This window comes from Bradyrhizobium barranii subsp. barranii (assembly GCF_017565645.3).
Classification (GTDB): Bacteria; Pseudomonadota; Alphaproteobacteria; order Rhizobiales; family Xanthobacteraceae; genus Bradyrhizobium; species Bradyrhizobium barranii.
In genome coordinates, this window is record NZ_CP086136.1 from 5,971,350 (window position 1) to 5,983,761 (window position 12,412).

At 64.2% G+C, this 12,412-nt stretch carries 10 protein-coding genes and 1 pseudogene; 2 read left to right on the forward strand and 9 right to left on the reverse strand.

The genetic code is table 11. From position 1 onward, the window contains the following. Positions 1–28: 28 nt before the first annotated feature. The 9 genes from pdhA to eno all read right to left on the reverse strand — a co-directional run bounded on the left by pdhA (position 29) and on the right by eno (position 10,663). The gene (gene pdhA / locus J4G43_RS28870; RefSeq protein ID WP_063983080.1) at positions 29–1,051 is read right to left on the reverse strand and encodes a pyruvate dehydrogenase (acetyl-transferring) E1 component subunit alpha; all 1,023 of its coding nucleotides are present in this window, start codon (positions 1,049–1,051) and stop codon (positions 29–31) included. Positions 1,052–1,305: 254 nt separating this feature from the next. Continuing rightward, a complete protein-coding gene (locus tag J4G43_RS28875; protein WP_208087048.1) occupies positions 1,306–2,658 on the reverse strand; it encodes a glycerophosphodiester phosphodiesterase family protein in 1,353 nt (450 codons plus the stop codon). Between the two features lie 207 nt (positions 2,659–2,865). Next, a complete protein-coding gene (gene adh / locus J4G43_RS28880) occupies positions 2,866–4,383 on the reverse strand; it encodes an aldehyde dehydrogenase (RefSeq protein WP_208087049.1) in 1,518 nt (505 codons plus the stop codon). Between the two features lie 309 nt (positions 4,384–4,692). Next, on the reverse strand, positions 4,693–5,652 hold the full coding sequence (locus tag J4G43_RS28885; RefSeq protein ID WP_208087050.1) for a helix-turn-helix domain-containing protein: 960 nt from the start codon (positions 5,650–5,652) through the stop codon (positions 4,693–4,695). 216 nt (positions 5,653–5,868) lie between these two features. Beyond that, positions 5,869–6,186 carry an FtsB family cell division protein gene (locus J4G43_RS28890; protein ID WP_028149600.1) on the reverse strand — a complete coding sequence of 106 codons (318 nt, stop codon included), beginning with the start codon at positions 6,184–6,186 and terminating at the stop codon, positions 5,869–5,871. Between the two features lie 172 nt (positions 6,187–6,358). Further along, positions 6,359–6,910: an NADPH-dependent FMN reductase gene (locus tag J4G43_RS28895; protein WP_208087051.1), complete on the reverse strand. Its 552-nt coding sequence runs from the start codon at positions 6,908–6,910 to the stop codon at positions 6,359–6,361. Positions 6,911–7,099: 189 nt separating this feature from the next. Continuing rightward, a complete protein-coding gene (locus tag J4G43_RS28900; protein WP_208087052.1) occupies positions 7,100–8,095 on the reverse strand; it encodes an MBL fold metallo-hydrolase in 996 nt (331 codons plus the stop codon). 110 nt (positions 8,096–8,205) lie between these two features. Then, positions 8,206–9,345: a zinc-binding dehydrogenase gene (locus J4G43_RS28905; protein ID WP_208087053.1), complete on the reverse strand. Its 1,140-nt coding sequence runs from the start codon at positions 9,343–9,345 to the stop codon at positions 8,206–8,208. Between the two features lie 34 nt (positions 9,346–9,379). Then, complete coding sequence (gene eno, locus J4G43_RS28910) at positions 9,380–10,663, reverse strand: phosphopyruvate hydratase (protein WP_028149603.1); 1,284 nt, start codon at positions 10,661–10,663, stop codon at positions 9,380–9,382. A gap of 174 nt (positions 10,664–10,837) precedes the next feature. On the opposite strand from eno, the pseudogene J4G43_RS28915 reads away from it, so the two are divergent. After that, a pseudogene (locus J4G43_RS28915) lies at positions 10,838–11,813 on the forward strand (Vgb family protein). 112 nt (positions 11,814–11,925) lie between these two features. Further along, complete coding sequence (gene queF, locus J4G43_RS28920; RefSeq protein WP_041960296.1) at positions 11,926–12,402, forward strand: preQ(1) synthase; 477 nt, start codon at positions 11,926–11,928, stop codon at positions 12,400–12,402. Positions 12,403–12,412: the final 10 nt, after the last annotated feature.

The following is a 12,412-nucleotide window of genomic DNA, read 5'->3' on the forward strand; positions in this document are numbered from 1 at the left end:
TCGACTCCAAAAGAAAGCTTGCGCGCGTTCAGCGGTAAATGTCGGTCCAGAGCTCGGCGGCATCCGGCTCGGGATCATGCTGGGCGAAGTCGGCGGACGCATTGACGATGTCGCGGACCTCGGCGTCGATCGCCTTGAGATCGGCCTCGCTCACCTTGGCCGCGAGCAGGCGGTTGCGCACCTGCTCGATCGGGTCCTGGTCGTGGCGGACTTTTTCGACCTCTTCGCGCGTTCTGTACTTGGCGGGGTCGGACATCGAATGGCCGCGATAGCGGTAGGTCTGCATCTCCAGGATGAAGGGGCCCTTGCCGGCACGGCACCAGGCCGCCGCCTCCTCGCCCGCGGCCTTCACGGCGCGGACGTCCATGCCGTCGACCTGCATGCCGGGGATGTTGAAGGACGCGCCGCGCTTGGAGAAATCCTGCTGCGCCGAAGCGCGCGACACCGAGGTGCCCATGGCGTAGCGGTTGTTCTCGATGACGTAGATCACCGGCAGCTTCCAGAGCTCCGCCATGTTGAAGCTCTCATAGACCTGGCCCTGGTTGGCCGCGCCGTCGCCGAAATAGGTGACGCTGACATTGTCGTTACCACGATAGTGGTTGGCGAAGGCCAGACCCGTGCCGAGCGAGACCTGCGCGCCGACGATGCCGTGGCCGCCGTAAAAGTGCTTCTCCTTGCTGAACATGTGCATGGAGCCGCCCTTGCCCTTGGAATAGCCGCCGCGCCGGCCGGTGAGCTCGGCCATGACGCCGTTGGCCTCCATGCCGGTGGCGAGCATATGACCGTGGTCGCGATAGCCGGTGATGACCTGATCGCCCTGCTTCAGGGCCATCTGCATGCCGACCACCACGGCCTCCTGGCCGATATAGAGGTGGCAGAAGCCGCCGATCGCGCCCATGCCGTAGAGCTGGCCGGCCTTTTCCTCGAACCGCCGGATCAGGAGCATGTCGCGGAGCGCTTTGAGCTCCTGCTCTCTGGTGAATTCCGGGGGCGAACCGCCGTCGGTCTTGTCCTGTGGAGTGCTTGCGGCGGCTTTCTTGGGTGCGGCCATGGGAATTCCGGGTCAGAGAAAACTTCAGCCCTCTCTAACCCAAGTCAAACGCCCTTGGAAAGGACCGCGGCGGCATGGCGCGACTTTCATTATGCCGCACTGCAACGTGACCGAAACTTTGCAAAACCTTTGGCGCCGATCGGGCAACTTTAGCTCACCGGTCAGCGAAGGGAACGTGGGCAGCCAACGCAGAGAAATCGGACGCGCCGTTTTGTATCCGAAATCCCACGCGCGTCCGATTCGCCGTGCCGGCTTTACCAGCCCAACTCGCGCAAATACGCCGCACGGGCGGCAACGCCGGTATGCGTGAAGTCGCTGAAGACCCCATCGACGCCGAGCCGGTAGAATTTGAGATATTCAAGGCTCGGGTCGCCGCGATAGTCGGCGGCAAGATACTTCTTCTCGTTCCGAAACGTGAAGACATGGACGAAAAGACCGAGCTTGTGCGCGTCCGCGACAAGGCTGGTCGCGTCCTGCGTCGAAGCCTCCGGCGTCGATCCCTTGTAGGGCGTGCCATCGGCGTTGCTGTCCTTCCACGGCGCGATCTTGAGCGGAACGATATAGGCCTTCCACGGACCGATGCCCTCGGCATAGGTCTTGATCTCGGCAAGCCCCTCGGGCGTCAGCATCGCATCGTACAAGCGCGCATCGCCCGCAACCGTCCAGTCGAACGGGCGCGAATTCGTGATGTTGTTGAGGAGAACCTTGCCGGTTTTGAAGTCAATTCCGTTGCCGTCGACGAGTTGGACCTGCCGCGTCTGGAGGCCGTGGCTGCGCATATATTTCAGGCTGCCGGGTTCGAAGCTCTGGACCAGGATGGGAGCGTCCTTGGTGTTGAGGCCGTTATCCCTGATGATCTTGATCAGGGCATCCTCGAGCGGACGGCTGCCGGCCGCGCCGCAGCCATTGGCGATCGCCTGGGCATTGTTCCATGTCGGGTTCTTGGTTTCGGGATAGACGAGGATGGTCCGCCCGGTCTCCTTGCTCTTGACCTTGGCGATGTCGATGACGTCCTGGAAGCTGATGATAGGGAGCTTGCCGTTGAAGACTTTCGGCCGCTCGTTGGCCGCGTCATAGGTGGTGCCGCCGATCCATTGCTTCAGCTCGGCCATGGTGAAGTCGCTGATCGACCAATCGTTGGTATGATCCTCGCCGTCCACGATCAGCGACTTCAGCACCGATTTGGGATCGGCCGGGTCGCTGAGATCCGTCAGGTAGTCGGCAGGCACGCCGGTGGCCGACGGGGCCTTGACGCGCACACCGGGCACGGTGCGCTTGCGGGCAGCGACGGCCGCATTGGTCTTCGTAACCTCGGCAATGTTGGTGTTGTCGCTCAGCCAGGGGTTATGACGCACGACCAGAACGCAATCCTTGGTCAGGTGCAAATCCTCTTCGAGCGCATCGGTCCCGAGCGCCGCGGCGAGGTCGTACGACGCCTCGGTCTCTTCAGGTACCAGGCCCGGCAGGCCGCGATGGCCAAGGACCAGTGGCGCCTTTCCATCGACGGTCAGGAAGGGCTTGGCGCCAGCTGGCGCCGGGCCGGACTGTGCAAAGGCCATCGACAGCGGCAGCACTGCCGCGCCGAACAGCATCGCTGCGACACCCATTGTCCGTCCTGAACGACTGTTCCGCATCACCAAGCCTCCGTCTTTGCCCGGCATCGCTTCGAATGCCGCGGGCGCCGAACCGAATACGGTCGGCGCTGTCGTATTGTCTCAAGACTCTGACAGACGGATGACGACGGAGAGGGCAGCGCAAAGGTTGCGCCGCCCTCTCCTGCCCCATCAGATCTTGCCCAATCAGATCTTGCCCGATCAGAAGAAGCCAAGCTTCTTCGGGCTGTAGCTGACCAGGAGATTCTTGGTCTGCTGGTAGTGATCGAGCATCATCTTGTGGGTCTCGCGACCGACGCCCGACTGCTTGTAGCCGCCGAACGCGGCATGCGCAGGATACGCATGGTAGCAGTTGGTCCAGACCCGGCCGGCCTGGATAGCCCGGCCGAAGCGGTAGCAGCGGTTGGCATCGCGACTCCAGACGCCGGCTCCCAAGCCGTAGAGCGTGTCGTTGGCGATCGCGAGCGCTTCGTCATCGGTCTTGAAGGTCGTGACCGAGACGACGGGACCAAAGATCTCCTCCTGGAAGATTCGCATCTTGTTGTGGCCCTCGAACACCGTCGGCTGGACGTAGAAGCCGCCGGAAAGATCGCCGCCGAGCTCGGCACGACCGCCGCCGGCCAGCACCTTGGCGCCCTCCTGCTTGCCGATGTCGATATAGGAGAGGATCTTGGCGAGCTGCTCGCTAGATGCCTGCGCGCCGATCATGGTGTCGGCCGCACGCGGGTCGCCCTGCTTGATCGCGGCGACGCGCTTCAGCGCCCGCTCCATGAAGCGGTCATAGATATCGGCGTGGACCAGCGCCCGGCTCGGACAGGTGCAGACCTCGCCCTGGTTCAGCGCGAACATCACAAAGTCTTCGATCGCCTTGTCGAAGAAATCGTCGTCCTCGGCGGTGACGTCGTTGAAGAAGATGTTCGGCGACTTGCCGCCGAGCTCCAGCGTGACCGGGATCAGGTTCTGGCTGGCATATTGCATGATCAGCCGGCCCGTGGAGGTCTCGCCGGTGAAGGCGATTTTCGCGATCCGCGGGCTGGAGGCGAGCGGCTTGCCGGCCTCGAGGCCAAAGCCGTTGACGATGTTGAGGACACCGGGCGGCAGGAGATCGCCGATGATCTCGGCCCAGACCATGATCGAGGCCGGCGTCTGCTCGGCGGGCTTGAGCACCACGCAATTGCCGGCGGCGAGCGCCGGCGCGAGCTTCCAGCAGGCCATCAGCAGCGGGAAGTTCCAGGGGATGATCTGGCCGACCACGCCGAGCGGCTCGTGGAAATGATAGGCGATGGTGTCGTGGTCGATCTCGCCGATCGAGCCTTCCTGCGCACGCACCACGCCGGCGAAATAGCGGAAATGATCGATCGCGAGTGGCAGGTCGGCGGCGCGGGTCTCGCGGATCGGCTTACCATTGTCCCAGGTCTCGGCAACCGCAAGGCGCTCCAGATTCTCTTCCATCCGGTCGGCGATCCGGTTCAGGATCGCGGCGCGCTCGGCGACGCTGGTGCGTCCCCAGGCGCCCTTGGCGGCGTGCGCCGCATCGAGGGCGGCCTCGACGTCCTGCGCATTGGAACGCGCGATCTTGCAGACGATCTGGCCGTTCACCGGCGAGGCGTTGTCAAAGTACTTGCCGGAGATTGGCGCGACGAATTTGCCGCCGATGAAATTGTCATAGCGTTCGGCGAACGGAACCTGGGTGACGCCGAGGAATTCCACCTTGTTCATTGATCACTCCCGATGTTTGCTGTTTGCGCAATTCGTCGCGTGGTCACGACTTGCGCCAACGATGTCGCGGGAGCGTTTTCCTGTCAGCCCGGACGTGAGCGATGGCCGGCCCGACCTGTCGCAGTTCTGCGACAGGTGACGCAGCTGCCCCCACACACTCAGCCCTCATCCTGAGGAGCGCGCTCTTGCGCGCGTCTCGAAGGATGGCCGCGAGCACAGCCAGGCCTGCATGGTTCGAGACGGCAGCTTCGCGGCCTCCTCACCATGAGGGTTGAGTTGGTGGGCGCGGAAGAAAAATAGAGCCCCAGCTCAGTGCTTCAGTTCGAACCGCTTGAGCTTCCTGTGCAGCGTGGCGCGGCTGACGCCGAGGGCCTTGGCGGCGGCCGAAACATTGCCGCCCGCGCGCAGCAGCGCCCGCTGCAACACCGCGCGCTGGCCGCCGGCAAGATGGTCATGCGCGGGTTCGCCGCCGAGGAGGTCAGCCGCGGGCACCGGCTGCAAGGGACGGCCGGGCGCAATCCCGAGTCCCACCCGCGCGGACCGGGTCGCGCCGATCACGAGATCATCTGCATCGACCGCGACGAGGCCGCCGGCCTGGCCGTCCGCGCCTTGCGTCAGCACAATGCGGGCATGGGCGAAGGCGCGGCGAAACAGATCGGCCTCGATGCGCCTCGCCGCCTCACCTGCCGCGAGCGCGATCAGATTGGAAAACGCATCGGTCCGGTCGGCGCGGCAGGAGGAGACATCGAGCACGCCCGCAAACGCCGCCTCGTGATCGTAGATCGGAACGGCGGTGCAGCTCAGAAGCGTGTTGCGGGTGAAGAAATGCTGGTCGCGGTCAATCGTCAGCGGGCGCTGCTCGACGACGCAGGTGCCGATACCGTTGGTACCTTCATGCTCCTCGCTCCAGAGCGCGCCGGTCCACAGGCCCCAGGATTGGAACGTCGCATCGTCCACTGCTGTGCCACGGCGGTCGACCGGCACGCCCGCACCGTCGGCGAGCAGCACGCAGCAGCCGCTCGCGCCGACCGCCTGATAGAGCCGGTCCATCGCGCCTTGCGCGGCGGCGAGCAGCGGCGCGACGCGCTCGCGCGCCTGCCGCAACTCGACATCGCTCAGCCGCATCGGCGCGCTGCGGCCGGCGGGATCGAGATGATGCAATCGGGACGAACGGCGCCACGAGGCCAGCAGCGCGGAGCGCGCGGCCTGGCCTGACGCAATGGCGGCCTCGACGCGGGCCGCGTGATGCCGGGACATTGGCCCATTCATCACTGTTTCCTCCGGGTGGCAGTCTAGGCTGCGCCGGCACGGCCCGGTTGATCTGCGTCAACTCAGGCAGACGGCGGCAGAAGCCATGGGGCCGTTGCTGCGTTGCCGTCAAGGCGGCAGCCCGGTTCCAAGCCTAAGACTTTCGGTAGAATTGCTACACGGTTGCGGGATTTCGGCAGCGGCTTTCGATGCCGGTTTCGAATGCTGCGGAAAGCGCTACTTCGCCGGGATCATCCGAACGAGATCGTGCGGATTGACATAGTCGAGCTGATAGCGCGCCCGCTCGTCCAGCATGTCAGGATCGATCCGCGATGTCCGCAGCAGCGACACGCGCTGCTCGCTCTTCGCGCGCTCGCGCTTGAGCTGGGCGAGCTCGCTCGTCAGCGCGATGATCTCCTGGTCGAGTTCCTGACGGGCGTTGAGACCGTATTTGCCGGTGTAGGCGTTGACGCCGAAATAGCCGACGATAGCGGCCGCCATCGCATAGAGGGCAAGGCCGGTCAGGATCGATTTCAGGCGCGCGCGGGAGACCATCTTGGGAAGATGCGGCAAGTTGGTTAAGGGAGTGCTAATCGCCTCCCCCTTCGCGTTCCAATCCATACCCCCAGCCGTCATGCCCGGCCTTGTGCCGGGCATCCACTTTCTTCGTCACCACGAGCCAAGACGTGGATGGCCGGGACAAGCCCGGCCATGACGAAGAAAGACCTCAGCCGTGGTGCTTGGCCACGTGCGCGGCAAACGCGTCGATATAGGCCTGGAGTACGGGCTTCAGAGATTCCTTGGTCAGGTTCCCCTCCGCATCGAAGGCATCGCCGACCGCGTTCAGATAGGTCTCGGGCTGCTGCAGGATCGGGCCGGTAATGCCCGGCAGGATGTTCTGCAGCGTCTTGGCGGCGCTGACGCCGCCGAGCGGGCCCGGCGAGTTCGAGATGATGCCGACCGGCTTGCCGTTGAACGAGCTCTTGCCATAGGGGCGCGAAGCGACGTCGATGGCGTTCTTGAGCACGCCCGGGATGGCGCGGTTGTATTCGGGGGTGACGAAGATCACGCCGTCCGACTTCTGCAGCTTCTCGCGGAAGGACAGCCAGTCCGCGGGCGGCGCGCCCTCGAGGTCCTGGTTGAAGAACGAGATGCCTGCCAGCGTGATGACCTCGAGCTTGAGCGAGGCCGGCGCGAGCTTTGCGAGCGCGTTGGCGACCTTCAGCGAGAAGCTGTCCTTGCGCAGGCTGCCGGCGATCACGACGATGTTGTAGGCCATGGATTGTCCTTGGGGCTTGAGCGGAAGTTCCGGGGCGGCACTTAAGCGATCCCGGTCGATGGATGCAAGTGCATGAACCGGTCCCGTTTGGAAACGCTGAGTTTCTCGAAAGCAGATGGTCGCTACGATCCAAAAACAATCAGGCCGCCCGAAGGCGGCCTGACGTTTCTCGCAAACCCCTAGCCCGGTTCAGATCGTCGGATTCCACGCCGACGGGACCAGGCGGTATTTCGCGCCGTCCTTCTCGACATGGCCCACCGAGGGGAAGGTGAAGTGGAAGCCGATCACGGTCGCCTTCTCGGCTGCCGCCATGTCGTAGAATTTGTGGCGCGTCGCCTGCGCCATCGCGCCGTCGTTGTCGAACGCCACGTGCCAATCCGGATTGCGCAGGAAGAACTCCGGAATGTTGGTGACGTCAGATTGGATCAGCACCTTCTTGTCGCCAGAGGCCACCGCGAACGAGGTATGACCCGGCGTGTGGCCGGGCGTCGCGATCGAGGTGATGCCCGGGGCGACCTCCTTGCCCCACTCGTATTTCGTGACCTTGGATTCGAGGCCGGCAAAGGTCTTCTTCACGTTGGCGAAGTAGTTCTTCGTCATGTCGTTCGGAGCCTTGGCCGCGTTCTCGTCGCTCGCCCAGAACTCCCAATCCTTCGCCGGCACCATGATCTCCGCATTCGGGAACGCCAGCGCGCCGTCGGCGAGACGAATACCGTTGGTGTGATCAGGATGGAGATGCGACAGCAGCACGACGTCGATGTGCTTCGGGTCGACGCCGGCAGCGGCGAGGTTCTGCAGCGTACGGCCGACCGCGCCCTTGCTCGGCTCGAGATTGGCAACACCGTTGCCGGTGTCGATCAGGACCAGCTTCGAGCCGGTGTTGATGAGCTGCGGATTGAACGGCACCGTGACCATGCCCTTCGGCATGTACGCCGCCTCGCCCGCGGCCAGCGCTTCCTCCTTCGGCAGGTTGACCACGAACTTGTCGGGCATCGGGAAGGTGCGCGCGCCGTCGTTGATCGAGGTGCACTCGTAGCTGCCGACCTTGTAGCGATAGAAGCCGGGCGCCTGTGCCCCGCTTTGCGGCACCGAGGCACTGGCGGTGGTCGGTCCAAGTCCGGTTACGGCCGCCGCGCCCATAGCGGCAGCGCCCGCGAGCAGGTCGCGGCGATTCAGATCAGTCATGGAAGTGTCCCCTTCTTTGCTTGCGGTTGCCCCGCTTTCAATTGCGGCGCAAATGTTCCCGCGCTTCGCTCAGAAGGCAAGTCCTTCTTTGGATGGTGTGCCGTGGCACATCACGAAGATTTATTTGGGTTGATGAGGAATTTTTCGCCGGTGGCCCGTTTGGCGTAGACCCCGATGTTGGCGGGATCGAGCGCCTCCTGAAGCGACACCACTTTGGTGTAGTGGCTGGCGAAGGTCGTCTTCAATTCGTCGACGACGCGCTGGCGCAGCCTGGCTCCGTCGGCCTGCCCGATCTTCATCAGGAACGGAAACAGCAGCCAGCCGCCGACGCCCCAGGCCATGCCGAAGCCGCGCGGCAGCTCGATCGGGCGGATATCGAGCGCGCCGTAGACGTAGACCTGCTTGTGCACGTTGGAGCCGTAGCGGCTGTATTCCTTGGCGGTCTTGTTGATCGCGGCTTCCATGCAGTTGAGGATGTCGCCGGCCAGCTTGCCGCCGCCGATGGCATCGAAGGCGATGGTGGCGCCGGTCTCGACCAGCGCATTGGTGAGATCGCCGAGGAAGCTCGGTGCGGTGGAATCGACGACGTATTTGGCGCCGATCTTGTGCAGGATGTCGGCCTGCTCCTTGCTGCGCACGATGTTGACCAGCGGAATGCCGTCCTTGATGCAGATCTTGTTCAGCATCTGGCCGAGATTGGAGGCGGCCGCAGTGTGCACCAGCGCCTTGTGCCCCTCGCGCCGCATGGTCTCGGTCATGCCGAGCGCCGTGAGCGGATTGACGAAGCAGGAGGCGCCTTCGGCCGGCGTGGTGCCCGCCGGCAGCGGCAGGCACTCGCGCACTTTCAGCGTGCGGTACTGCGCGTACATCGCTCCGCCGATCATCGCGACGGTCTTGCCCATCAATGCTTTCGCGGCATCGGACGAGCCGGTCTTGATGACGACGCCCGCGCCTTCGTTACCAACCGGCATGGCTTCGTCGAGCCGGCCGGCCATCGCCCGCATCGCACCCTCCGGCACCTTCGCGGTGATGACGGGAGCGTCCTTGCTGCCGGACGCCTTCGCCGTGCTCATATCGGCCGCGCCGACGAGAAGGCCGAGGTCGGACGGGTTGATCGGCGCCGCCTCGACGCGGACGACGACCTCGTCCGCGGCGGGCTCGGGAGTCGGCACGTCGACGAGCGAGATTTCCAGTTCACCGCTCTTCTTGATCAGCGAACGCAGTTGCAGTCCGGTCTTGCCGTCGCTCATGTCGATCCTCCCCTGTCCTAGCTGGAGCGCTGGCTTATGCCAGCGCCTTCAATGCCGCCTTGCCGCCGTAGAGCGCCTGCTTGCCGAGCTGTTGCTCGATGCGCAGGAGCTGATTGTATTTGGCGGTGCGGTCCGAACGCGCAAGGGAGCCGGTCTTGATCTGCCCGCAATTGGTGGCGACCGCGAGGTCGGCGATGGTGGAATCCTCGGTCTCGCCGGAGCGGTGCGACATCACCGAGGTATAGCCGGCCTTGTGCGCCATCTCGACGGCAGCGAGCGTCTCGGTCAGCGTACCGATCTGGTTGACCTTGATCAGGATCGAATTGGCGCGGCCGGCCTTGATGCCTTCGGCCAGGCGCTTGACGTTGGTGACGAAGAGATCGTCGCCGACCAGCTGGCACTTCTTGCCGATCAGGTCGGTGAGCTCCTTCCAGCCGTCCATGTCGTCTTCCGACATGCCGTCCTCAATGGTCACGATCGGATAGCGCGACACCAGGTCTGCGAGGTACTTGGCCTGCTCGGAGATCGAGCGGGTCTTGCCCTCGCCTTCATAGACGTACTTGCCATCCTTGAAGAACTCGGTCGAGGCGCAGTCGAGGCCGATCACGATGTCGGTGCCGGCCTTGTAGCCGGCCTTGCCGATCGCGTTCATGACGAATTCGAGCGCGGCGTCCGCCGACGGCAGGTTCGGGGCGAAACCGCCCTCGTCGCCGACATTGGTGTTGTGGCCGGCCTTCTTAAGTTCGGACTTCAGGGTGTGGAACACCTCCGCGCCGTAGCGCAGGCCCTCGGCAAAGGACGACGCGCCCACGGGGAGGATCATGAACTCCTGGAAGTCGATGGGATTGTCGGCATGCACGCCGCCATTGATGATGTTCATCATCGGCACCGGCAGCAGACGCGCCGAGGTGCCGCCGACGTAACGATAGAGCGGCATGTCGAGCGAGTTCGCGGCTGCCTTGGCGCAGGCGAGCGAGACGCCGAGGATGGCATTGGCGCCCAGCCGGCTCTTGTTCGGCGTGCCGTCAAGGTCGATCATGATCTGGTCGATCTGGGCCTGCTGCTCGACATCGAGGCCGCTCAGGGCCTCGAAGATCTCGCCATTGACAGCGCCGACCGCCTTGGTGACGCCCTTGCCGAGATAGCGGGCCTTGTCGCCATCGCGCAGTTCCACCGCCTCGTGGGCGCCGGTGGAGGCGCCGGACGGCACCGCGGCACGGCCGAGCGCACCATCTTCCAGCACGACGTCGACCTCGACGGTGGGATTGCCACGGCTGTCGAGAATTTCGCGGCCGATGATGTCGATGATGGCGGTCATGATGTGCACTTCCGTTCGTTAGGGCTGATCGGTGCCGGGGGTCTTACACGGGCCGCAAGCAAATGTGAACGCTTGGACGGCGTGCTTCGACTGACGCGTGAGCAGGCTCGGACTATCCTTGAAGTCGCCTGCTCTGCGCGTCCAACCTCAATCTGAAACAGTCGGGGTAACGCCATGAACCGCCGCCAGTTTCTTGCCTCGAGCGCTGCCCTCCTCGCCGTCCGCCCAAGTTTTGCGCAGGAAGGCCTGTTCCGGACAAAATATTTCCCCATCAGCGCCGGCATCGGCCTGCACGACCTCGCCCCCGGTCGCGACGGCACGGTCTGGTTCACGGCGCAGGGCAAGGGCATGCTGGGCAGGCTCGACCCCCGGGATGGCAGTTTCAAGACAGTCAGCCTCGGCCAGGGCGCCGCGCCGCACGGCGTGACGATCGGCCCCGACGGTGCCCCCTGGATCACCGAGGGCGGCCAGAACGCGATCGCCCGGGTCGATCCCGGCGATCTCAAGGTCACGCTGTTCCGCCTGCCCGAAAAGTTCGCCTCCGCAAATCTCAACACCGGCGTGTTCGACAAGGACGGTACCTACTGGTTCACCGGCCAGTCCGGCTATTACGGCCGGCTCAAGCCGGGATCGGGCGAGATGGACGTGTTCAGGGCGCCCAAGGGTGTTGGACCCTACGGCATCGCGGTGACGCCCAAGGGTGAGGTCTGGTACGCCTCGCTGGCCGGCAGCTATATCGCGAAGATTGATCTTGCGACCGGCAATGCCCATTGTCGAGCCGCCGACGCCGAGCCAGGGGTCGCGGCGGGTCTGGTCAGATTCGCAAAGCCGGATCTGGGTCAGCGAGTGGAACAGCGGTCACGTCTCGGTGCACGATCCCGCCAACGGCTCCTGGAAAACCTGGAAGCTGCCGGGCGATCGCCCTCGCACCTATGCCGTCTATGTCGACGACAAGGACAAGGTCTGGCTGACGGATTTCTCCGCCAATGCCATCGTCCGCTTCGATCCCACGACCGAGCGGTTCAACGTTTTCGCCAGCGACAAGGCCAATGCCAATGTGCGCCAGCTCGACGGCCGCCCGGGCGAGCTGTGGGGCTGCGAGTCCGGCAACGACCGGATCGTCATGATCCAGACGATCGCGGCCGGTTGACGGCGGCGACATTTGCGTCCATCCCGGCATCCTCTGGAGCGCGATCTTATCGCGCTCCGGTTTTTTAGTTGAGCATGACCTTTCGGAAAACCGGTGCCCACTTTTCCGGATCATGCTCGAACAGGATGTGACGACGATGGCGAAGAAATCCCTCCAGCTCGGCCGTGCGGTCGAATGGCCGCACACACCGGAAGAAGCCCAGCTCGACCGCGTACCCAATCCGCAAAAGGGCACGGACTATCTGGTGCGCTTCACCGTGCCGGAATTCACCTCGCTGTGCCCGGTCACGGGACAACCGGATTTCGCGCATCTGATGATCGACTACGCGCCCGGCCCGTGGCTGCTGGAGTCGAAGTCGCTCAAGCTCTACATCGCGAGCTTCCGCAATCACGGCGCATTCCACGAGGATTGCACCGTCATGATCGGCAAGCGCATCGCGAGCGAGATCAAGCCGAAGTTCTTGCGCATCGGCGGCTACTGGTATCCGCGCGGCGGCATCCCGATCGACGTGTTCTGGCAGACCGGCCGCGTGCCGAAGGGATTGTGGGTGCCGGAGCAAGGCGTCGCGCCGTATCGCGGACGGGGTTAGTTGGAGACGA